This is a genomic window from Streptomyces javensis (assembly GCF_039525925.1).
Lineage (GTDB): Bacteria > Actinomycetota > Actinomycetes > Streptomycetales > Streptomycetaceae > Streptomyces > Streptomyces asiaticus.
The window spans coordinates 1-22,042 of the sequence record NZ_BAAAIF010000084.1 but is presented as its reverse complement, the minus strand read 5'-3'; the positions used below and the strand labels follow the sequence as shown (position 1 = coordinate 22,042).

Genomic DNA, 22,042 nt, shown 5'->3' with positions numbered 1-22,042 from the left:
CCCCCTACAAGCGCTGCCCCGGCGGTCGGCACCTGACGTACCGGCCGCCGGGGCAGCGCGCGGGTGATGGTGGGCCGCAAGCCGTCAGCCGACAACCTTCTTCAGGGCGTCGCCGAGGGCGTCGGCCTCGTCCGGTGTCAGCTCGACGACGAGCCGACCGCCGCCTTCGAGCGGAACGCGCATGACGATGCCCCGCCCCTCCTTGGTCACCTCGAGCGGGCCGTCGCCCGTCCGCGGCTTCATGGCCGCCATGCTCGTTCCCCTTCCTGAAACCAGCTCATCGCAGCCGACAACCCAGGTGTCACCGGCATCGAACACGTTGCTTCCCCCTCATTATCCCGCATGGCACGACCCGATGACCAACATCGGTCGGCAACGCCTGTACGAGGCGCTCCCCCAAAACCACTCAATTCGGGGAGGGGATCGCGGTAGCGTACGCCCGCCGTCACCGAACGAAGGGTCGGTTCTTTGACGCAGGTCACATGTCGGTCGGTCATGATCTCCGGCATGCTGTGCGCTGACCGCCGCGGCGGGCCCCTCCCGGGCCCGCCGGTGCGGCCGCAGCCCGAGCCGCCCACCCGCCTCGCCCCACCGCCGGAGGACCGCCATGGCCGACACCGTGCTCTACGACCTCACCGAGGGTCTCGCGACGATCACGCTGAATCGTCCCGACGCGATGAACGCCCTGAACATCGACGCCAAGGAGGCGCTGCGCGACGCCCTGCTGGAGGCCGCGGAGAGCCCGGCGGTACGGGCCGTGCTGCTCACCGGCTCCGGGCCGCGCGCCTTCTGCGTCGGCCAGGACCTCAAGGAGCACATCGGCCTGCTGGCCGCCGACCGCGGCGGCAGCGGCGAGGGCTCGACCATGAGCACGGTGGCCCTGCACTACAACCCGATCGTCACCGCGATCGCCGGAATGCCGAAGCCGGTGGTCGCCGCGGTCAACGGCGTCGCGGCGGGCGCCGGGGCGGGCTTCGCCTTCGCCGCCGACTACCGGATCGTCGCCGACTCCGCGTCCTTCAACACCTCCTTCGCCGGGGTCGCGCTGACCGCCGACTCGGGCGTCTCCTGGACCCTTCAGCGGCTGATCGGCTACGGCCGGGCGGCGGATCTGCTGCTCTTCCCGCGCACCATCGACGCCCAGGAGGCGCTCGGCCTGGGCATCGCCCACCGGGTGGTCCCGGCGGAGGAGCTGGCCTCCGAGGCGGCGGCGGTCGCCCGGCGGCTGGCCGAGGGCCCCACCGCGGCCTATGCCGCGATCAAGGAGTCCCTGGCCTTCGCCGCGGGCCACACCCTCACCGAGTCCCTGGCCATGGAGGACGAGTTGCAGCGCCGCGCGGGGGGATCTGAGGACCACGCCATCGCGGTGAACGCGTTCGTGAACAAGGAGAAGCCGAGGTTCACCGGCCGCTGACGGGCCCCGCTCCGGCCGCCCCGGACTGGACCACCGGCGGCCGGGGCGCTCAGATCGCGTCGCGGATGTGGCAGTCGGCCAGGTGGTCGTTGACCAGGCCGCACGCCTGCATCAGCGCATAGGCCGTGGTGGGGCCGACGAAGCGGAAGCCGTGCTTCTTGAGGTCGCGGCTGAGGGCCGTGGACTCCGGGGTGATCGCCGGGACATCCGCGAAGGTCCGCGGGACCGGGCGGCTGTCGGGGGCCGGGGCGTGGGACCAGATCAGCTCGCTCAGCTCACCGGGGGCCAGGGCCGCCGCGGCGCGGGCGTTGGCGATCGTGGCGGCGATCTTGGCGCGGTTGCGGATGATGCCGGGGTCGGCGAGCAGCCGCGCCTCGTCGGCCTCGGTGAACTCCGCGACCTTCTTGATCGAGAAGTCGGCGAAGGCGGCTCGGAACCCCTCCCGGCGGCGCAGGATCGTCAGCCAGGACAGCCCGGACTGGAACGCCTCCAGGGAGACCCGCTCATAGAGCGCGTCATCGCCGTGGACCGGGCGGCCCCACTCCGTGTCGTGATAGACGCGGTAGTCGGCCATGGTCTCGCTCTCCAGGCCCCAGGGACAGCGCGGCAGACCGTCCGGCCCCTCGACCACACCCAGCTCGCTCATGCGCCATGCCCTTCGTATCCGCGGCCCTCGAAGCCGTTCCCGTCCGCACCGCGCCGCCCGAAGGCGTCGAAGCCGCCGTCCTCGAAGCCGCGCCGCTCGGGGCCGGGGCCCTCGAGACCGCCCGGCCCGAAACCATGGTCGCTCTCCGGGGCCGACAGCGGATCGGCGCCGGGTCCGGGGGGCGACAAGGGCTTCGGACGCGGACCGGCGAGCGCCGCCTCCAGCTCGGCGATCCGGGCGTCCCGCTCGGCGAGCTCGGCGCCGAGGCGGCCCAGCACATCGTCGACGTCCGCCATCCGGTAGCCGCGCAGCGTCATGGGGATCCGCAGCCCCTCCACATCGGCGCGCGCCAGCGGCCGGTCGGCGGGCAGCGGATCGTCCAGCCGGTCCGGGGGCGCGTCGGTGAGCGGACCGTCACCGCCGCCGACGACGGCGAGCGTGACCCCGCCGACCACAACGACAAGCGCGATCAGCAAGAACAAGAACACGGTGATCGTCTCCCCGTCAGATGCATGGTTGAGTCTGTGTCCGTCGGCCTCGATAACTGTCTGCCCCGATCGTGCCATGCCCCCCGGACAGTTATCGTCGCTGCCCGCAACCTGGAAGAAGACGTGAGGGAAGTTCGATGCTGCGGCTGGGACGACGTGAGTTCGGCGAGAACGACCGGGTGATCATGGCGATCGTGAACCGGACGCCGGATTCCTTCTACGACCAGGGGGCGACCTTCAGCGACGAGCCCGCCCTGGCCCGGGTGGAGCGGGCGGTCGCGGACGGCGCCGCGATCATCGACGTCGGCGGCGTCAAGGCCGGTCCGGGCGACGAGGTGAGCGCCGAGGAGGAGGCGCGCCGCACGGTGGGCTTCGTGGCCGAGGTGCGCAGGCGCCATCCGGACGTGGTGATCAGCGTGGACACCTGGCGCCATGAGGTCGGCGAGGCGGTCTGCGCCGCGGGCGCCGATGTGCTCAACGACGCCTGGGGCGGGGTCGACCCCAAGCTGGCCGAGGTCGCCGCCCGGTACGGCGCCGGGCTGGTGTGCACCCACGCGGGCGGGGCCCAGCCGCGCACCCGCCCGCACCGGATCGGCTACGACGACGTGGTGGAGGACATCCTGCGGGTCACCCTGGAGCTCGCGGAGCGCGCCGTCGAGCTGGGGGTGCGGCGCGACGGGATCATGATCGACCCGGGCCATGACTTCGGTAAGAACACCCGCCACTCACTGGAGGCGACGCGCCGGCTGGGCGAGCTGACGGAGACCGGCTGGCCCGTCCTGGTCTCGCTGTCCAACAAGGACTTCGTCGGTGAGAGCCTGGACCGGCCGGTCAAGGAGCGGCTGATCGGCACGCTCGCGACGACCGCCGTATCGGCCTGGCTGGGGGCCCGGATCTACCGGGTGCACGAGGTGGCGGAGACCCGTCAGGTGCTGGACATGGTGTCGTCCATCGCGGGCCACCGGCCCCCGGCGGTCGCCCGCCGGGGACTGGCCTGACCGTCCGGGGACTGGTCTGACCGTGGGGAAGCGCCCCCGGTCAGGGACCGGACTCCTTGGTCACCAGGTCGATCACCTCGTCGATGTCATCGGTGAGGTGGAACAGGTCCAGGTCGTGCGGGGACGCCTTGCCCTCGGCGATGAGGGTGTTGGTGAGCCAGTCGACCAGGCCCTTCCAGTAGGCGGTGCCGAAGAGGACGATCGGGAAGCGGGTGACCTTCTTGGTCTGGACGAGGGTGAGCGCCTCGAAGCACTCGTCGAGCGTGCCGAGCCCGCCGGGCAGCACCACGAACCCCTGGGCGTACTTCACGAACATCGTTTTCCGCACGAAGAAGTAGCGGAAGTTGACCCCGATGTCGACGTACGGGTTCAGGCCCTGCTCGTACGGCAGCTCGATGCCCAGGCCGACCGAGACGCCGCCCGCCTCGGTCGCACCGCGGTTGGCCGCCTCCATCGCGCCGGGGCCGCCGCCGGTGATCACCCCGAAGCCCGCCTCCGCGAGGGCCCGGCCGATCCGCACCCCCGCCTCGTACTCCGGGGATCCCTCGGGCGTACGGGCCGAACCGAACACGCTGATCGCCCGGCCCAGCTCCGCCAGGGTGCCGAAGCCCTCGACGAACTCCGACTGGATGCGCATCACCCGGAACGGGTCCTCGTGCACCCAGTGGGTGGCCCCCTGGGTGTCCAGGAGCCGCTGGTCGGTCGTCTCGGGTCGCATCTGATGGCGGCGGCGCACGACCGGGCCCAGACGCTGCTCCCGCAGCGCTCGCTCTTCTTCGGCGTTGCCCACTGAGTGCTCCCTTCGCCAAGACCAAGATCTGGTCAAAGATCTGTGCTTCAGGGTAGGCCCCTCGGGCGGCATACAGCCGAAATCCGGGCCACGCTCACCCACCGAACCGCTGATCACACAGGTGCACGGCCCGCGCCATCGATATGCGGCTCCGCCGCGCGGCAGGGGCTCCGCCCCGGTACCCCGGGGTCCGGGGTGGAGTCCCACCTTCCAGCCTCTCCGGCGATCGAGGAGCGGGGTCCGGGGCGGAGCCCCGCGGGCATCACGGGCCCACGGGTGCCGCCTAGCTGGTCAGCCAGGCCCGCAGTCGCTCCTCGGCCTCCAGGACGGCGGCCACCGGAACGTGCTCCTCGCGGGTGTGGGCCAGCTTCGGATCGCCGGGGCCGTAGTTCACGGCGGGCACGCCGAGCGCCGAGAAGCGGGCCACATCGGTCCAGGCGTCCTTGGGCGCCACCTCCACCCCGAGCGTCGCCACGAGGGCGGCGGCCGACGGATGGGCGAGACCGGGCAGGGCGCCGGGCGCGCTGTCGGTGAGCTCGACCTCGAAGCCGGTGAAGACCTCGCGGACGTGCGCGAGCGCCTCCTCCTCGGAGCGGTCCGGGGCGAAGCGGAAGTTCACCGTCACCGTGCAGAAGTCGGGGATGACATTGGTCGCGTGACCGCCCTCGATCGTCACGGCGTTGAGGCCCTCGCGGTAGGTGAGCCCGTCGATCTCCGCCCGCCGGGGCAGGTAACCGGCCAGCCGGTCCAGGATCGGCGCGGCCTTGTGGATGGCGTTCTCGCCGAGCCAGCTGCGCGCGGAGTGGGCGCGTCGGCCCTGGGTACTCACCCGTACCCGCAGCGTGCCCTGGCAGCCGCCCTCGACCTTGCCGTCGGTGGGCTCCAGCAGTACGGCGAAGTCTCCGGCCAGCCACTCGGGGTGGTTCCTGGCCAGCCGCCCCAGCCCGTTGAGCTCGGCGGCGACCTCCTCGTGGTCGTAGAAGACGAAGGTGAGGTCGCGGTTGGGCTCGGGCACCGTGGCGGCCATGCGCAGCTGTACGGCGACGCCGGACTTCATGTCGGAGGTGCCGCAGCCCCACAGGATGCCGTCGTCGTCGAGGCGCGAGGGCACGTTGTCGGCGATCGGCACGGTGTCCAGATGGCCCGCCAGCACGACCCGCTCGTCCCGGCCCAGGTTCGTGCGGGCCACGACGGCGTCCCCGTCCCGGTCCACGGTCAGCTGGGGCAGGGCCCGCAGGGCCTGCTCCACGGCGTCGGCGAGCGCCTTCTCCTCACCGCTGACCGAGGGGAAGTCGACGAGCCGGGCGGTGAGCCGGGCCGCGTCCAGGGACAGGTCGAGTGCTGGGTGTGCCATACCCGCGACCCTAGCCGGTCGGCCCGCGCGCCCGGCGGCCCCGGCCCCCGGCCGCCGCCGCGAACGTGGCGTTCCCCACCCCGCACCACCCCGCACCCCGGAACCGGAAACAGGCCGCGTGAGGCTCCAGTACCGTGTCGCCCGTGCCCCTGTCCGTCTTCTCCCACCGCGCCCGTCTGCTGCGGGCCGCGGTCGCCTGTGCCGTCCTGCTGGGCCTGGCCGGTTATCTGGCGGCGCAGCTGGTGACGGGCGGTGTGGGACCGCCGCGCTGTGTCGTACGGGCGGGCGGCGTCCAGGTGCGGCTCTCCCCCGAACAGACCGTGAACGCCGCCAGGATCGAGGCTGTGGCCGCCTCCCGCGGACTGCCCGAGCGGGCCGTCACCATCGCGCTGGCCACCGCCCTCCAGGAATCGGGGCTGCGCAACATCCGCCACGGCGACCGGGATTCGCAGGGGCTGTTCCAGCAACGCCCCTCCCAGGGCTGGGGAAGTGTGCGACAGATCCGCGATCCGGTCTACGCCGCCGGGCAGTTCTACGACGACCTGGTGCGGATGCCCGGCTATTCGCGACTGCCGCTGACCGTGGCGGCGCAGCGGGTGCAGCGCAGCGGCTTCCCGCAGGCGTACGCGAAGCACGAGACCGAGGCGGTGGTGCTGACCGGCGCCCTCACCGGGCGCTCCGGGGCGGCCCTCAGCTGCCCGGGGCCGCCGGACGACGGCGAGGCGGGCGATCCGGTGCGCGTACGGACCGCGCTCAAGCGGGAGTTCGGCCCGGAGGCGGAGGCGCGGCCGGCGCTCGCCGGGCACGGCGGCGGTCAGCAGGCCGCCCCCTCGCCGCACACGGTGCTGGTTCCGGTGCCCAAGGCGGCGGCCCCGGGGCGTGCCGGACAGCGCGGCTGGGAGGTCGCGCACTGGGCGGTGGCCCACTCGGACGAGTTGCGCATCGAACGTGTCTCTTACGGCGACCACGAATGGAACGCACGGAATTCCGGGGCGGGTTGGCGTCCGGCCAAGGGGATTTCCGGGGCGGAAGTACGGATCGACACCATGCGATAGCGCATGGAATCACCGCAGTTCAGAGCGGCTGTCGGTGGATTGCGTGGCACGTACGGCGGAATGGTCCGGGCGTATTACGCGCAGAAACGGATAATGCGACGCATTACCAACTCTTTGCCTTGGGGCACCGCAACCTTCGCGAGGTTCACGCGGTATTCACAGCGTCCGAATCGCCGGACACAGACGCCAATTGTCCCCTCGTCGAAGGAGCACCATGTCCCTCCCTCTCACCCGTCGGATCGCCCGCGCCGCGCTACTGGTCGCGGCGAGCGCGGCTCCCGTCGTCGGCGCCGCCGGCGCCGCGAGTGCGGCGGAGCCGGCCCAGCCGCAGACCTCCAACCTGGGGCTGTCCTCGCTGGACCCCGCCTCGGTCGGTGAGGTCGCCGACGTCGCCTCGCAGCAGGTCGGGAGCGCGGCGGGTGATGTCAGCGGCAAGGCCGGCGGGACCGTCAAGGGGATCCTGCCGGGCCGGGCCGCCCCGGCGAACGTTGCCCCGGCCAAGCCCGCGCAGCCCGCCAAACCCGCGAAGCCCGCCAAGTCCCACAAGGGCGTGAAGGCCACCAAGTCCCACAAGGCCGCCAAGAGCACCCCGGCCCGGGCCGCCCACGCCAAGGCCGCCGGTAAGAGCGAGAGCCGGGCCCTCGGGCACGGGAAGGGCAAGGGCGGCGCCCACGCCAAGGGCAAGGGCAAGGCGGTGCGGCCCGCACAGCCCGCCCCCGCCGCTCCGGCCGCTCCGGCCGCCGCCCCGCAGGCCCCCGCGCCCAGCGCCCCGCAGGGCGCGGACCTCCCGGTCAGGGGCCTGCCGATCAAGGGCCTGCCGCTGCTCGGCTGATCGTCCACCGGACGTACGAAGGGGCCCGGGGAGTCCTCGCACTCGCCGGGCCCCTTCGGGTCCATCGGCCCGTGGCGGGGTGTCCGGCGGGTCTTTCCCCTCCCCGTCCCTTCCCACAACTGGGGCTCCGCCCCAGACCCCGCTCCTCAATCGCCGGAGGGGCTGGAAGCTGGGGCTGGGAGGGGAGCAGCCCACCGCAGGCGTCAAGACCCGTCGGACGCCCCCAGTCGGCTTCAGCCGCTCAGCCCGCCAGCCGGCGGACCGCCGCCTCCACCCGCTCGTCGGTCGCCGTGAACGCGACCCGGACATGCCGCTCCCCCGCCGCGCCGTAGAACTCGCCCGGGGCCACCAGGATGCCCAGCTCGGCGAGGGCGCCCACGGTGTCCCAGCAGGGCTCGTCGCGCGTCGCCCACAGGTACAGCGACGCCTCGCTGTGCTCGATGCGGAAGCCGTGCCCCGCCAGCGCCGACCGCAGCGCGGCCCGGCGCCGCTCGTAGCGCTCGCGCTGTTCCGCCACGTGCTTGTCGTCGCCGAGCGCCGCGGCCGTGGCCGCCTGCACCGGTGCGGGGACCATCATCCCGCCGTGCTTGCGGATCTTCAGCAGCTCGCCCAGCACCGCCTCGTCACCGGCGAGGAAGGCCGCCCGGTAGCCCGCCAGATTGGACCGCTTGGAGAGCGAGTGGACCGCCACCAGCCCCTCGAAGGAGCCGCCGGAGATCTCCGGGTGGAGCACCGAGACCGGATCGGCCTCCCAGCCCAGCTCCAGATAGCACTCGTCGCTGACCACCAGCACCCCGTGGGCACGGGCCCAGGCGACCGCGGTGCGCAACTCGTCCCCGGACAGCACCCGGCCGGTGGGGTTGGACGGGGAGTTGAGCCAGAGCAGCTTCAGCCCGGCCGGGTCGAGCTCCCCGGGCTCGTCGTACGGCACCGGCTCGGCGCCCGCCAGCCGCGCGCCCACCTCGTACGTCGGGTAGGCGAGCCGCGGGAAGGCGACCCGGTCGCCGGGGCCGAGGCCCAGCTGCGTCGGCAGCGAGGCCACCAGCTCCTTGGAGCCGACCACCGGCAGTACCTGGGTGTGGGTCACCCCGGCCGCGCCCAGCCTCCGTTCCACCCAGCCGGTGAGGGCGTCACGCAGTGCGGCCGTGCCCCAGACGGTCGGATAGCCGGGGCTGTCCGAGGCGTCGGCGAGCGCCGCGCGGATCAGCTCGGGGACCGGGTCGACGGGGGTGCCCACCGAAAGGTCGACAATGCCGTCGGGGTGGGCCGCGGCGGTCGCCTTGTACGGTTCGAGCCGGTCCCAGGGGAAGACCGGGAGGCGGGCGGAGACGGGTGGCACGGGGTGGCTCGCTTTCTTCGGAACTGCCCGGGCCGAGGGGCCCGGGGAAACCCGCGGGAGCGCCGGGAGACCCACGAGGGCGCCGGGAAACCCGCGGGAGCGCCGGCGAGGCCCGGGAAACAGCCCGGTCCCGCAGGCCACAAGGCCATACGGGACCGCCGACTGCTTCCGGGCGATGGCGCCGGGGCAGGGGTTTACTCGTCGTGCTCCTGCGGCGGAAGCGCGGCGATGAAGGGGTGGTCCCGCTCGATCAGGCCGAGCTTGCTCGCGCCACCGGGCGAACCGAGCTCGTCGAAGAACTCGACGTTCGCCTTGTAGTAGTCCTTCCACTCCTCGGGAGTGTCGTCCTCGTAGAAGATCGCCTCGACCGGGCAGACCGGCTCACAGGCCCCGCAGTCGACGCATTCGTCCGGGTGGATGTACAAGGACCGCTGGCCCTCGTAGATACAGTCGACGGGGCACTCCTCGATGCACGCCTTGTCCTTCAGGTCGACACAAGGCTGCGCGATGACGTAGGTCACGCTGTCGTTCCTCCTCGTTAGGGCTGCTATCGCGCGGGAGCGCGGCGTCGTCGATGCCCGCACCTAGTATCTCCGTTCTTGGGCACCGAGCGCACATGAGGGGCTGACAGAGCTGTGGATTTCACCACTGGCGGACGTCTCGAAGTCCGGATCACCCCGGATGACGTGGGAAAACGCGTCTCGGTCAGGCTTGTGACCGAAGATCGTGAGCCAGGCGCGACCTTCACCGACGTGGTCGGGGTTCTCACATCGTGGACCGAGGGCACGCTCTCGATCACCCGGCGTACCGGTGAGCCGGTGCGGATCGCCGAGTCGTCGTTGGTGGCGGGAAAGGTGGTGCCCGCCGCTCCGGCCCGCCGCCGCGGCCCCGCCGCGAGCGCGCCCGAGCTGGACCGGGTCGCCGCCCGGGCCTGGCCGCCGGTGACCAGCGAACCACTGGGCGAGTGGACGCTGCGCGCCTCCGGCGGCTTCACCCGGCGCGCCAACTCGGTGCTGCCCCTCGGCGACCCCGGGATGGGGCTCGACGCGGCGCTGCGCCGGGTGATCGAATGGTACGCGGTTCGGGAGCTGCCCGCGTACATCCAGGTCAGTACGGGCGCCGAGGGCACCCAGGAGCTGCTCGCCGCGGAGCTGGAGAGCCGCGGCTGGATACGGGAGGTCTCCTCGCGGATGGAGATCGCGGCGCTCGCCCCCATCGGGGACCTGGACGCCGACACCTCGGCGGTGACGCTCTCCCGCCAACTCGACGACGCCTGGCTGACCCGCTACCAGCGGTCGTCCGGCGAGCCCTCGCCCGAGGCGCGGTCGGTGCTGTCGGGCGGCCCGTCGGTGTGGTTCGCGACCATAGCGGCGGAAGGGGGCGGCGCCCCGGCCGCGATCGGGCGCTGTGTGGTGGACGGCCGCTGGGCCGGGTTCACCGCCGTGGAGGTCGCACCGGAGCGGCGGCGCCAGGGCCTGGCCAGGGCCGTGATGACGGCGCTGGCCCGCAAGGCGCTCGACGAGGGCGCCTCGGCCGCGTATCTCCAGGTGGAGACGGACAATGGTGGCGCGCACGCCCTCTACGAGGGGATGGGCTTCACCGTCCACCACGGCTACCACCACTGGCGCGCGTCCGGGGAGGATCCGCGCTGAGCATGGGTACGAGGCGGCTATGCCACGGATGAACGACGTCTCCCGCCGCCGCTGGTTCGCCGACGCGGCCCGCGAAGAGCGCCCCGATCTGGCGCTGCTGTGCCTGCTGGTGGGCATGGAGGCCGACCCCGGCCTGGACGAGACCGGAATCGACGAAGCGCAGATCGAGCTGGACCGGCTGGCCGGTCAGCTCCCCTTCTCCCCCGGCGGCCCCGAGGACTGGGCCGCCGCGCTGGCCCGCCTCCTCGGTGAGCGCCATGGCTTCCGGGGCGGCCCGGCCGACTACCGGCGGCTGGGGTCCTCGCTCCTCCACCAGGTGCTGCGGCGCCGCCGCGGACTGCCGATCCTGCTGTCCGTGGTGTGGATGGAGGTGGCGCGGCGGGCGGGCGCGCCGGTGTACGGGGTGGGGCTGCCGGGCCACTTCGTGGTCGGCTTCGGCGATCCGTACGGCGGCCATGTGCTGGCCGATCCGTGTCACGGCGGGCGGCCGCTGTCCGCCGAGGACGCGGCGACGCTGGTGTCGGGGGCCACGGGCGCCCCGCTCTCGCCGTCGATGCTGACCCCGGCCGGGCCGCTGGACATCGTGCTGCGGATCCTCAACAACATCCGCGCCTGGGCGGCCGCCCGCCCCGAGCGCACCGATGTCCGGCTCTGGGCGCTCGAGCTGTCCCTGCTGCTGCCCAGCCATCCGGCCGAGCTGCGCTACGAGCGGGCGAAACTCCTGGTGGAGCGGGGCGAGTTCCTGACCGGCGCCAGGGAGTTGGAGGAGTACGCGGAGGTCGTGGCGGCGGTGGAGCCCGACGCCGCCGAGACGATACGCCGCCAGGCCCGCGCCGCCCGCGCGATGCTGAACTGAGCGCTCCGCCGGGCCCGCCCAGACCCGCGGGCCCCTTCGGCGGTCGCTACAACCAGCCCTTGTCGCGGGCGATGCGGACCGCGTCGGCGCGGTTGCGGGCGGCGGTCTTCTGGATGGCCGTGGAGAGGTAGTTGCGGACCGTACCCGGCGACAGGTTCAGCGCGCGGGCCAGCTCCGCGTTGGTCGAGCCGTCCGCCGAGGCGCGCAGCACCTCGCGCTCCCGCGCGGTCAGCGGGCTGGCCCCGTCCACGAGCGCGGCGGCGGCCAGCGTGGGGTCGATCACCCGTTCCCCGCCCAGCACCCGCCGTATCGCGTCCGCGAGCCGCGCCGCCGGGGCGTCCTTGACCAGGAAGGCGTCGGCGCCGGACTCCATGGCGCGGCGCAGATAGCCGGGGCGGCCGAAGGTGGTGAGGATCACGATCCGGATCCCGGGCTCGGCCCGGTGCAGCGCGGCGGCGGCATCGATCCCGCTCATCCCGGGCATCTCGATGTCCAGCAGCGCCACATCGGGGCGATGGGTCCGGGCGGCGTCCACGACCTCGTCGCCACGGGCCACCTGCGCGACGACCTCGATCTCGCCGTCGAGCCCGAGGAGCGCGGCCAGCGCCTCCCGCACCATGGACTGGTCCTCGGCCAGCAGTACCCGGATCACGCCCCGCAGCGTAGCCGCTCCCGCGTCGGCCAGGACCCGCCGGTCCACCCGCCTGCCCTACGGCCCGCCTCCCCACGGCACCGCTGAACCCGCCGGTCCACCCGCCTGCGCTACGACCCGCCTCCCCACGGCACCGCCTTCCCTACGGCGCCGCCTCCCGCGAGTCCAGCTCCACCTGGGCGCCCCAGGAGAGCGGGACCAGGGCGCGGAGGGTGAAGCCGCCGCGCTCGCCGGGGCCGGTCTCCAGGCGCCCGTCGGCCAGCTGGAGCCGCTCGGCCAGCCCGGTGAGCCCGTTGCCGTGCGGGCCGGTCGCGCCGCGGCCGTCGTCGGTGACGGTCAGGCACAGCTCGTCGCCCGTCTCGTCGAGCATCACCGCGCAGCGCCGGGCACCGCTGTGCCGCACCACATTGGTGACCGCCTCGCGCAGCGCCCAGGCCAGCGCGCCCTCCTGGTCGGGCGGAAGGTCGGGGTGGTGGATCCCGGCCCGGCTCAGATCGGCGGCGATGCCCGCGGCGGCGAGGGCGGTACGGGCCCCGGCGACCTCGGCCTCCAGGGTGGGGCGCCGAAAGCCGCTGACCGCCTCCCGGACGTCCACCAGCGCCTGCCGGCTGACCCGCTCGATATCGGCCACCTGACGCGCCGCCTGCTCGGGCTTGTCGGGCAGCATCCGGCCCGCCAGCTCGCTCTTGAGCGTGATCAGGGAGAGCGAGTGGCCCAGCAGATCGTGCAGATCGCGGGCGAGCCGCAGCCGCTCCTCGTTGGCGGCGAGCTGGGCCACGGTGGCGCGGGCGGCGCGCAGCGCCCGGGTGGTGCGGACCATCTGCCCCACCGCGCTCATCGCGAAGCCGCCCAGCAGCGAGGGGATGACCAGGGCGGACACCAGGCCGTGCGAACCGCGCACCAGCAGCCCGATGCCCACCATGAACACCGTGTTCAGCGGGATCGCCCAGCTCGACAGCCGCAGCGGCAGCACCGCCCCGAAGGCGACGGACACATAGACCGAGAGCACCAGCCAGGCGTCGCCCATGGTGAGGGTGAGCACGGCGGCCAGCACGCTGATCACGCCCAGCGCCCCCAGGACCGCGGCCCGGCTCAGCGCCCGCCCGGTGTGCCGGAAGACCAGCACCAGATAGACGGTGACGAAGACCAACAGGCCGAACCCGCCGCACACGGTGCCCAGGGCGGTGTGGCCGCCGTCGGCGAGATCGCTCACCGGCGCGCCCATGTAGCCCATCCAGATCCCGATCCACATCAGCTTGACCAGTACCTGTTTGCGGTTCTCGGGAGGCTGCCCGATGGAGGCCACCCGGTCGTTCTCCGCGTCGTACGCCATCGCGTCGGCCCACCAGGTCAGCCGGCGGCGCCCGCCGGGGCGGCGCTCCGGATCGCCGTCGGTCCACTCGGCCCGGTCAGCCATGGTTCTTCTCTCCTCGGATCACGCCTCGGGCCACCCCCTCGGTCATGCCTTACGGGTGTCCTTGCGGTACAGCCAGGCCGCGCCGCCCGCGAAGACCACGAGGTAGCCGATGAGCAGCGCCACGTCCCTGGCGTGCGGGGCGCCGCCCAGCTCGATCGCCTGGCCGAGGGCGGTGTAGGCGTGGGTGGGCAGATAGTCGCCGATGTTCTTCAGCCACTGCGGATACGACGTGGTGGGCATCCACAGCCCGCCGAGGATCGACAGACCGAAGTAGATGATCATCGTCAGCGGCCGTACCGCGTCCCCGCTCGCCAGATATCCGATGGCGACCCCCAGCGCCGCGAAGACCAGGGAGCCCGCCCAGATCGCGGCGGTCAGCGCGGGCCACTCCCAGACGGCGTCCAGCCGTACGCCCTTGGCGACGGCGGCCACCACGAAGACGATCACGATCGACGGCAGGGTGGCGACCGCACCCACGGCGATCTTGGCTGCCACATAGCCACGGCCGGGCAGCCGGGTGAGCCGCAGCTGGCGGGTCCACCCGCCCTCCCGCTCCTTGGCGATCCGCTCGCCATTGCCCATCAGCCCGGCGGTCAGCGCCCCGAAGGAAGCCATCGCGACCATGTAGTAGAGCGGCATCGAGAGATGGGTGCCGGGCACCCGGTCGTCGGCGTCGGTGCTGCCCGCGATCAGGAGGAAGAGCACGGACGGATAGACGATCGTGAAGAACATGAACTTGCGATTGCGCAGGGTCCGCGCGATCTCCAGCTTGACCAGTGCCTTCATCGTGCGGACTCCTCATCTGCCGCCGCGGCGTCGGTGATGGCGAGGAACGCCTGCTCCAGGCCGAGGCCGGTGACCTCGAGCCCGTGCGGATAGAGCCCGAGCCCGTAGACCGCGTGGACGGTCGCGTCCGCGTCGGTGGACCGTATCCGTACGGTACGCCCCGAGATCTCGATCCCGGTCAGCGCGGGCAGGGCGCGCAGCGCCGCCTCGTCGACCGGCCCGTCCAGCTCGAAGGAGATCCGGCGGGCCCCGGCCATCGCCTTGATCTCGGCGGAGGAGCCGTCGGCCAGCACCCGGCCGGCGTGCAGCACGATCACCCGGTCGGCGACGGCGTCGGCCTCTTCGAGGTAGTGGGTGGCGAACAGGATGGTGCGGCCCTGCTTCGTCTGCTCCCGCATCGCGCCCCAGAAGGTCTGCCGGGACGAGACGTCCATACCGGTCGTGGGCTCGTCCAGCACGATGAGGTCGGAGGCCCCGGCGGTGGCGAACGCGAAGCGCACCCGCTGCTCCTGGCCGCCGGAGAGCTTGTTCACCTTGCGGGAGGCGATCTCGGTGATCCCCGCCCGCTCCAGCACCTCGTCCACCGGATGGCCCTTGGGGTGCAGATCGCAGGCCAGCCCCACCAGCTCGCGGACCGTCACCTCCTCCATCAGGGCGCCGCTCTGGAGCATCGCGCCGACCCGGCCGTGGACGATGGCCTGGCGCGGGGTGGTGCCGAAGACCTCCACCCGGCCGGAGTCGGGGTGGCGCAGGCCGAGCAGCAGATCGAGGCTGGAGGACTTGCCGGCGCCGTTGGGGCCCAGCAGGGCGACGGTCTCCCCCGGGTACAGGGTGAGATCGAGATCGGTCACGGCGCGCACACTGCCGTAGGTCTTGTTCACCTTCTCGAAGCGGACCACGGGCGGCGCGCCCGTGGTGGCGGCCCCGGTGCCGGGGGCGGAAACAGCGGTCGTTGGGGTCATGGCCACAAGACTGGCCGAGGGCGGGGTGTGCCCGGCAGTGTCAGCGGTCGTGACCTGGGGATGACAGATGTCATGGGTCGGGGCGTGACACGGTCCGGAAGAGGTCAGGGCCCGGAAGGCCGGGACATGCCGCGGCCCCCGCCCGGTGCCGGGCGGGGGCCGCGTCGTCCGACCGCGCGTGACGGGCCGGTCAGTTGTCCTTGCCGATGACGCCGATGCGCTCGCTGGGCGTCTTGCCGCGCAGCGCCAGGCGCAGCGCCGACTCCACGTCCTCCGGGGTGACGGGCTTCTTGGAGCCGTCGCCCCGCTCGAGCAGGACGCCGTCGAAGGTGCTGCCGTAGAGCTGCTTGAGGACGGCCAGGTCGTAGTGCTCCACCAGCTGACCGTTGACCACCCGCATGGAGAGGATCTTCGGCAGCGACTTGTCCGGACCGAACTGGATCGAGTGCTGGGCGTCCGTCTGGACCGTGGTCAGCCCCGACATCGCGGGCTCGGCGAAGCTCTTCAGCTTCCGGTCCACCTCGGCCTTGCTGACCGTGGGGCGCTTGATGGTGACCGGCAGGGTGATGGCCTTGTTCTGGCCGGTCTCGGCGCGCAGCTGGAACCCGTCCGAGACGGCCTTGACCGCCTTGTCCACGTCCAGCCCCTTGCCCTCCTTGCCGTACACCGGGACGGCCTTGCCGGAGGTGAAGCTGATACCGCCCTCGCGGGCCGTGCCGGAGTCGCCCGCGAGCCGCTCCAGGGCGTCCCGCAGCTTCTCCTCGTCGACGGTGACCGCCGGGTCGGCCTCATGGGTGCCGCCGAAGAGCGAGCCGATCACGGTGACCGGGTTGTAGTCCCGGCCCGCGACATCCCGGACCGTGGCCTCGGTGTCGAGCGCCAGGCCCGCGACGGACGGCTTGATCTCCTTCTCCTGGCCGTCGACGGACACCGTCAGCGGGGCGGTGGTGCGCTTGCCCAGCGCGGTGTCCAGCTTGTCGACGGCGACCTCCTTGGAGGTGCCGCCGATGTCGACGCCGAGGACGGTGGTCCCGTTCGGCACATCGGCGTGGTTCATCACCAGTCCGGCCGCGTAGGCCCCGCCCGCGATCACGAACAGCAGGCCCCCGGCCATGACGACCTTGGAGCGGCCCTTCTTCTTGGGCTTACCGGCCTTCGGGGCGGACGGCGCCGGTGCGCTGTCGCCGCCGGGTGCCGGGGCCCCCGGACCGCCCGGAACGGGTGGCGACGGCGGCTTGGCCCGGCCCTCGCCCGAGGGCACCACGGGCACCCCGCTGACCAGCGTGTCGCTGGAGATCTGCTCCGGCGGCACACCACCGGTCGGCGTGGGCTCGGGGTCGCGGAACAGCGAGGGGGCCGGATCGGTCCCGAGGCCGTCCGCGGGGCCCGCCCCGGAACCGGCCAGCGGTCCCACGCCGGTGGTGGCGCCGAGGCTGCCGGAGAGCGGTGAACCACCCGGCGGGGTCGGCGGCTGACCGGCCGGGCCTCCCCCGGCCAGCGGGCCCACTCCGCCCGGCGGCGTCTGCTGGTCACCGCCGTACGGGCCGCCGCCCGCGGGGCCCGGTCCCGGCGCGGCCAGCAGGTCGCTGTCGCGCGGGCCCGCACCGGGGCCGGACGGCGGCACGTACATGTCGCCGGTGACCGGGCCGGTGGTGGGCCCGGTCGGCTCGGGGTGGCCGGACGGCGCCTGGGCGTCGGTGAAGTACGGCAGATCGGCGACGGGGTCGCCGCCCTGCTGCGGCGCCGGGAAACCCTGAGTGGTGTCGGGCGCGGGGAATCCCTGGGTGGTCTCCGGGGAAGGGAAGCCCTGGGTGGTGTCGGGCGCCGGGAACCCTTGCGTGGTGTCCGGGGCCGGGAACCCTTGCGTGGTGTCCGGGGCCGGGAACCCTTGCGTGGTGTCCGGGGCCGGGGGCACCGGCGGCTTCGGAGTGCTGCCGGTGGCCGAGCCGCTTCTGGGCTTACGGGGCGCGAACCAGTCGCTGGTCCGCTCGCCGTCGCCCTTGCCGCTCTTCCTCTCCCGGCCCTCGGTGGGCTCGTTGGCCGCGCCGGGCTCGGTCGGCACACCGCGCTCGGGCGTCGGTGTGAAGTCGACCCGGGGCAGGGCGCTGGTGCGCTCGGGGGCGTCCTCGTCCCCGCCGGAGCGCGGCGCGGGCACGCCGTCCTCCGCGACGGGTGTGCGCATGACCACCGGCGGAATGGGCCGCGACCCCGGGATGTTGATCTTGATCCGGGTCGTCAGCGTGGTCTCGGTCTTCGGCTCCTCCGGCTTGGCCGCGGCACGCGCCTGCCCATCCTCGGCGGCACCCTGCGGGGCCTCCTGCGTGGGGTTCGGCGAGGGGTACTGGCGGGATCCGTACGGCGGGGTGCCCGACGGGTAAGCGGCACCACCGCTTCCCTCCCGGGGCCCGGAGGACGAACTGTCAGATTCACGGCTCAAAGCAGGTTCTCCCAGTTAGCTCCGCCGCCCGTCAGACCTCGCGCGGGCGGCTCGGCGGCGGCACCACCATACTGGGCGGTGCGGACGCGCACTTGACGGCCGCCGGATCACCGCATCCGGTACGCCCGGGGCGCACCCTTCGCCGTGTGCCCGAAGGGCCTCCGAGCGCCGGGGACGTCGTGCCGAAAACGTCACGTCACTTACCAAGTCGGACCGGCGGGCCAGGAGGTTGCGGCACCAAAGGCAGCGTGGCACACATCACACCGATGAACATCCCGCCGAGGAGGAAAGCGTACGACCCCAGCCCGGCGCCGAAAAGGAAATCCCCTTCCGGACGGGAGGAAGTGAGCAGCAACACGACCACCGTCCAGGCCCCCGCGGGCACTCCGCCGCCCATCCGCGCGCCCATGACCTTGACGCCGCCGTAGCACAGGCCCGCCACCGCGAGCAGCGCGAGCAGCAACCCGCCGGGGAACCACGCCGCTTGGACCAGCGCGCCCGCGGCGCCCACCAGCACCCCGAACACGGCGAGCAGGGCGTATCCGCCCAGGCGCGGGGCCGTCATGCCGCCACCCCCGCGAACAGGTCGTCCTCGCGGTCCGCCCCGGCCTCGCCCCGGACGAGCCGGTAGTGCTCATGGAGGAACATCGGCTGGACCAGGTCGTTGGAGAGCGCGAAGAAGGGTCCGTCCACCGCGATCTGGGTGGCGTGGGCGCGCATCGCCGCGGCCTTCGCCGCTGCGTGGGGGACGCCGTCGATGGACGCGGTGACGTCCGCGTCGTCCACGACCCCGGGGATGTCGTCCACCGAGGCGACGCCGGGGAAGAGGGAGTCACGGCCCTCGGCCCGCAGCCGGGCGAAGCCCTCCTCGACGGCCGAGCGCGGCACGCAGTTCCAGTAGACCTTCGCGATGTCGTGCGGCTCGCCGAGGTCGGGCCGGAAGCCGGGATCGGCGGCCAGCTCCACGGCGCGCATCGCCACGCGGTGCGCCTGGATGTGATCGGGGTGGCCGTAGCCCCCATTGGTGTCGTACGCCACAAGGACCTGTGGCCGGATCTCGCGGACCACGGACACCAGATGCCCGGCGGCCTCGTCGAGATCGGCCCGCCAGAAGCAGTCCGGCCGGTCGTTCTGCGGGGCGCCCATCATCCCGGAGTCGCGATAGCGGCCGGGCCCGCCCAGGAAGCGGTGGTCCTCGACCCCCAAGGCGTCCATGGCCGCGGCGAGTTCGCCGATCCGGTGCGGGCCGAGCGCGTCGTCGCGGTCGGCGGCGAGATGCGCCAGGGCAGCCGGGATGACCTCGCCCTCCTCACCGAGGGTGCAGGTCACCAGGGTGACGTGTGCGCCCTCGGCGGCATACTTCGCCATGGTCGCGCCGTTATTGATCGACTCGTCGTCCGGATGTGCGTGTACCAGCAGCAGACGACGGGCGGGAAGAACGGTCATGGGCACAGCCTACGATTCGCACACACGTGCCCACGGGTCGCACGCCCCGGCCCCGCTCGAGGTCAGATCTTCACGCCGCCGATCATGTCCGCCACGTTGGTGGTGAGGTCGTCGATCGTCGGAGCGACCGATGAACTGGCCAGGTAGAAGCCGAGGAGGACGCAGACGATCGCATGAACCGCCTTCAGTCCTGCCTTGTTCACGAGCATGAAGACGATGATCAGCAGCAGCACTGACATCGAGATCGAGAGCGCCACAGCGGCTCACCTCCAGGTACACGCACTCGGACGGACAACATATTGATGCCACAGGGGGGCTACCCACTATGCGCAATCGATCATAACTATGGCGGTGCCCACACGACTCGGTGCACGGGAGCATGACAGGGGCGCATGCCTGATCGCACGAACTTCCCGGTCCCGGGGGCCACTTCTCGTTGGTTATGCGCCATCTCGCCATCGCCGAGGGCCGCTTGGGACCGGCGCCGTCCCGGCCGGACCGTGCCGGGTGCAGCACTCGCCCGGCCTACCGATCCGTACCCTCCCCCGCCATGATCCGACAGCCGTACGCTCCCCCTATGACCGGACAGCTCTCGTTCCCACGGCAGCACGCGCGCACCCAACGTTTCACCCTCGGGACGCCGCGGGCCCTCGCCGTGGCCCCCGACGATTCACGCGTCGTCTTCCTGCGCTCCCGCTCGGGCACCGACCGGACCGGCCTGTTGTGGGTGTACGACCTCGCCGGGCGGCGCGAGTACCCCGCCGCCGACCCGGCCGAACTGCTCGGCGGCGCCGACGAGGAGCTGTCCCCGGAGGAGCGGGCGCGGCGCGAGCGCAGCCGCGAGGGGTCGGCCGGAGTGGTCGGCTACGCGGTGGACGCCGCGGTCGAGCGGGCCGCCTTCGCCCTCTCCGGACGGCTGTTCACCACCGATCTGCCCACGGGCACCACCCGCGAGCTGCGCGTCCCCGGCCCGGTCGTGGACCCGCGCCCCTCGCCCGACGGCCGCCACATCGCCTACGCGGCGGGCGGGGCGCTGCGGGTCACCGGCGCGGACGGCGAGGGGGACCGGGCGCTCGCCGAGCCGGAGGGGGACTCCGTCACCTACGGCCTCGCGGAGTTCATCGCGGCCGAGGAGATGGACCGCTCACGGGGCTTCTGGTGGTCGCCGCGGAGCGACGCCCTGCTGGCCGCCCGGGCCGACGAGTCCCCCGTACGGCGCTGGTGGATCGCCGACCCCGCCCACCCCGGCCGGGAGCCCGCGGAGGTGGCCTATCCCGCCGCCGGCACCCCCAACGCGGAGGTGCGGCTGGTTCTGCTCGGTCTGGACGGCTCCCGTACGGAGATCGAGTGGGACCGGGAGCGCTATCCGTACCTCGCGCGAGTGCATTGGTCGGCCTACGGTCCGCCGCTGCTTCTGGTCCAGGCCAGGGACCAGCGCAGTCAGCTCTACCTGGCCGTGGACACCGACACCGGCCGGACCAGCACCGTCCATGTGGACGAGGACGCGGTTTGGCTGGATCTTTTCCCCGGGGTGCCGGCCTGGACCGAAGATGGACGACTCGTGCGCATCGCGGACGAAGGGGGCGCCCGGGTGCTGATGGTCGGCGACCGCAAGCTGACCTCCGGCGCCCTCCAGGTGCGCGCGGTCCTCGACATCGGCACGGACGACGTGCTGTTCTCCGCCTCCCCGGGGGCCGGTGCCCCACTGCCCGAGCGGCCGGGTGAGATCGCCGTCCACCGCGCCTGGTTCCGGGGCAGCGGCGACCAGGGCGGCTGGGAGCCGGTCGGCAAGCGGCCCTTCCCGGCGGTCCACTCCGCCGTGCGCGGCGGTGAGGTGATCGCGCTGTCGTACACGGGTCTCGAGCGGCCCGGGGTGAGCGTGGAGCTCCTCCGGCCCGCCGACCACGGCGCGGCCGAACGCCTCGCCGAGCTCGACGCGTACCCGGAGCGGCCCGTCATCACCGCCCGCCCCGAGCTCGTCTTCGCAGGCAAGCGGGACATTCCGTGCGCCGTGCTGCTGCCGAGCGGCTATCAGGAGGGCGACGGACCACTGCCGGTCCTGATGGACCCCTACGGCGGGCCGCACGGCCAGCGGGTGGTCGCCTCGCACAACGCCCATCTCACCTCGCAGTGGTTCGCCGACCAGGGCTTCGCGGTGGTGGTCGCCGACGGCCGCGGCACCCCCGGCCGCTCCCCCGCCTGGGAGAAGGCGGTGCGTGACGACCTGGCCGCGGTCACGCTCGAGGACCAGGTCGAGGCGGTGACCGCGCTCGCCGGGCGCTATCCGCTGGACCTCGGCCGGGTGGCCATCCGCGGCTGGTCCTACGGCGGCTATCTGGCCGCGCTGGCGGTGCTGCGCCGCCCCGATGTCTTTCACGCGGGCGTGGTGGGCGCCCCGGTGACGGACTGGCGGCTTTACGACACCCACTACACCGAGCGGTATCTGGGCCTGCCGGAGGAACAGCCCGAGGTCTACGCCGCCAACGCGCTGATGACCGACGAGGGGCTGTCCGGCGCGGCCGACACGGTGCGGCCGATGATGATCATCCATGGTCTGGCGGACGACAATGTGGTGGCCGCGCATACCTTGCGGCTCTCCTCCGCGTTGCTGGCCGCGGGCCGTCCGCATGAGGTGTTGCCGTTGTCCGGGGTGACCCATATGACGCCGCAGGAGCAGGTCGCGGAGAATCTGCTCCTGCTCCAGGTGGACTTCCTCAAGCGGTCCCTCGGGCTGGGATAGCCGGCGCGGAGCCCGGGGCCGTGCCCGGCCGCCGTCACCAGCCCGGCGGCGTCACCAGCCCGGCGGGGGCGCCGGGGGTAATCACGGCGGTGGGGGCGCGGCGGGCGTGGTGCCGGGCGGCGGGGGCACCAGTGGCGGAGTGGCGGGCGGGGGGGGGGCGGAACCGCCGCTGCCGCTA

22 protein-coding genes are annotated in these 22,042 nt (G+C 73.0%); 7 read left to right on the top strand and 15 right to left on the bottom strand.

All coding sequences use genetic code 11. The features are described 5' to 3' along the window. Window positions 1–84: 84 nt before the first annotated feature. Entirely contained in the window at window positions 85–252 is a 168-nt protein-coding gene (locus ABD329_RS41785) for a DUF3117 domain-containing protein (protein ID WP_003966491.1), read from the bottom strand. A gap of 355 nt (window positions 253–607) precedes the next feature. Between ABD329_RS41785 and chcB the strand changes: the two genes are divergently transcribed. Then, complete coding sequence (gene chcB, locus ABD329_RS41780) at window positions 608–1,414, top strand: 2-cyclohexenylcarbonyl CoA isomerase (RefSeq protein WP_198280053.1); 807 nt, start codon at window positions 608–610, stop codon at window positions 1,412–1,414. 49 nt (window positions 1,415–1,463) lie between these two features. On the opposite strand, the gene ABD329_RS41775 is transcribed toward chcB, so the two are convergent. Both ABD329_RS41775 and ABD329_RS41770 read right to left on the bottom strand, forming a co-directional pair. Beyond that, the gene (locus ABD329_RS41775) at window positions 1,464–2,060 is read right to left on the bottom strand and encodes a DNA-3-methyladenine glycosylase I (RefSeq protein WP_198280054.1); all 597 of its coding nucleotides are present in this window, start codon (window positions 2,058–2,060) and stop codon (window positions 1,464–1,466) included. Continuing rightward, window positions 2,057–2,548: a cell division protein DivIVA gene (locus ABD329_RS41770; RefSeq protein ID WP_309142865.1), complete on the bottom strand. Its 492-nt coding sequence runs from the start codon at window positions 2,546–2,548 to the stop codon at window positions 2,057–2,059. The genes ABD329_RS41775 and ABD329_RS41770 overlap by 4 nt, the downstream gene beginning before the upstream one ends. 137 nt (window positions 2,549–2,685) lie before the next feature. On the opposite strand from ABD329_RS41770, the gene folP reads away from it, so the two are divergent. Further along, entirely contained in the window at window positions 2,686–3,546 is an 861-nt protein-coding gene (gene folP / locus ABD329_RS41765) for a dihydropteroate synthase (protein ID WP_198280055.1), read from the top strand. Between the two features lie 40 nt (window positions 3,547–3,586). On the opposite strand, the gene ABD329_RS41760 is transcribed toward folP, so the two are convergent. After that, window positions 3,587–4,336, bottom strand: coding sequence for an LOG family protein (locus ABD329_RS41760; protein WP_198280056.1), 750 nt, complete (start codon window positions 4,334–4,336; stop codon window positions 3,587–3,589). Between the two features lie 283 nt (window positions 4,337–4,619). Next, entirely contained in the window at window positions 4,620–5,690 is a 1,071-nt protein-coding gene (dapE, locus tag ABD329_RS41755; protein ID WP_198280057.1) for a succinyl-diaminopimelate desuccinylase, read from the bottom strand. Window positions 5,691–5,824: 134 nt separating this feature from the next. Here dapE and ABD329_RS41750 point away from each other — a divergent pair, with 134 nt between their 5' ends. Continuing rightward, window positions 5,825–6,745: a VldE C-terminal domain-containing protein gene (locus ABD329_RS41750; RefSeq protein WP_198282337.1), complete on the top strand. Its 921-nt coding sequence runs from the start codon at window positions 5,825–5,827 to the stop codon at window positions 6,743–6,745. 214 nt (window positions 6,746–6,959) lie between these two features. Next, complete coding sequence (locus tag ABD329_RS48390) at window positions 6,960–7,577, top strand: ATP-binding protein (protein WP_425574444.1); 618 nt, start codon at window positions 6,960–6,962, stop codon at window positions 7,575–7,577. A 241-nt stretch (window positions 7,578–7,818) separates the two neighbouring features. On the opposite strand, the gene dapC is transcribed toward ABD329_RS48390, so the two are convergent. Beyond that, the gene (gene dapC / locus ABD329_RS41740; RefSeq protein WP_198281530.1) at window positions 7,819–8,916 is read right to left on the bottom strand and encodes a succinyldiaminopimelate transaminase; all 1,098 of its coding nucleotides are present in this window, start codon (window positions 8,914–8,916) and stop codon (window positions 7,819–7,821) included. A 194-nt stretch (window positions 8,917–9,110) separates the two neighbouring features. Beyond that, window positions 9,111–9,437 carry a ferredoxin gene (fdxA, locus tag ABD329_RS41735; protein ID WP_014054705.1) on the bottom strand — a complete coding sequence of 109 codons (327 nt, stop codon included), beginning with the start codon at window positions 9,435–9,437 and terminating at the stop codon, window positions 9,111–9,113. Between the two features lie 114 nt (window positions 9,438–9,551). On the opposite strand from fdxA, the gene ABD329_RS41730 reads away from it, so the two are divergent. Next, complete coding sequence (locus ABD329_RS41730) at window positions 9,552–10,568, top strand: GNAT family N-acetyltransferase (protein WP_198281529.1); 1,017 nt, start codon at window positions 9,552–9,554, stop codon at window positions 10,566–10,568. A gap of 19 nt (window positions 10,569–10,587) precedes the next feature. Beyond that, on the top strand, window positions 10,588–11,424 hold the full coding sequence (locus tag ABD329_RS41725) for a transglutaminase-like domain-containing protein (protein WP_198281528.1): 837 nt from the start codon (window positions 10,588–10,590) through the stop codon (window positions 11,422–11,424). A gap of 46 nt (window positions 11,425–11,470) precedes the next feature. On the opposite strand, the gene ABD329_RS41720 is transcribed toward ABD329_RS41725, so the two are convergent. The 8 genes from ABD329_RS41720 to ABD329_RS41685 all read right to left on the bottom strand — a co-directional run bounded on the left by ABD329_RS41720 (window position 11,471) and on the right by ABD329_RS41685 (window position 19,381). After that, window positions 11,471–12,076, bottom strand: a complete 606-nt coding sequence (locus ABD329_RS41720) for a response regulator transcription factor (protein WP_425574443.1) — start codon at window positions 12,074–12,076, stop codon at window positions 11,471–11,473. Between the two features lie 142 nt (window positions 12,077–12,218). Continuing rightward, window positions 12,219–13,493: a sensor histidine kinase gene (locus ABD329_RS41715; RefSeq protein ID WP_198279739.1), complete on the bottom strand. Its 1,275-nt coding sequence runs from the start codon at window positions 13,491–13,493 to the stop codon at window positions 12,219–12,221. A gap of 42 nt (window positions 13,494–13,535) precedes the next feature. After that, on the bottom strand, window positions 13,536–14,279 hold the full coding sequence (locus ABD329_RS41710; RefSeq protein ID WP_198279738.1) for an ABC transporter permease: 744 nt from the start codon (window positions 14,277–14,279) through the stop codon (window positions 13,536–13,538). After that, complete coding sequence (locus ABD329_RS41705) at window positions 14,276–15,241, bottom strand: ABC transporter ATP-binding protein (RefSeq protein WP_198279737.1); 966 nt, start codon at window positions 15,239–15,241, stop codon at window positions 14,276–14,278. Before ABD329_RS41705 ends, ABD329_RS41710 begins: the two co-directional genes overlap by 4 nt. 190 nt (window positions 15,242–15,431) lie before the next feature. Then, the gene (locus ABD329_RS41700) at window positions 15,432–17,678 is read right to left on the bottom strand and encodes a hypothetical protein (RefSeq protein WP_198279736.1); all 2,247 of its coding nucleotides are present in this window, start codon (window positions 17,676–17,678) and stop codon (window positions 15,432–15,434) included. A gap of 196 nt (window positions 17,679–17,874) precedes the next feature. Continuing rightward, complete coding sequence (locus tag ABD329_RS41695; RefSeq protein ID WP_198279735.1) at window positions 17,875–18,243, bottom strand: DUF6113 family protein; 369 nt, start codon at window positions 18,241–18,243, stop codon at window positions 17,875–17,877. Beyond that, a complete protein-coding gene (gene mshB / locus ABD329_RS41690; protein ID WP_198279734.1) occupies window positions 18,240–19,124 on the bottom strand; it encodes an N-acetyl-1-D-myo-inositol-2-amino-2-deoxy-alpha-D-glucopyranoside deacetylase in 885 nt (294 codons plus the stop codon). Before mshB ends, ABD329_RS41695 begins: the two co-directional genes overlap by 4 nt. A 62-nt stretch (window positions 19,125–19,186) precedes the next feature. Then, a complete protein-coding gene (locus tag ABD329_RS41685) occupies window positions 19,187–19,381 on the bottom strand; it encodes a hypothetical protein (RefSeq protein WP_037952186.1) in 195 nt (64 codons plus the stop codon). Window positions 19,382–19,701: 320 nt separating this feature from the next. Between ABD329_RS41685 and ABD329_RS41680 the strand changes: the two genes are divergently transcribed. Further along, on the top strand, window positions 19,702–21,864 hold the full coding sequence (locus tag ABD329_RS41680; protein ID WP_198279733.1) for a S9 family peptidase: 2,163 nt from the start codon (window positions 19,702–19,704) through the stop codon (window positions 21,862–21,864). Window positions 21,865–22,042: the final 178 nt, after the last annotated feature.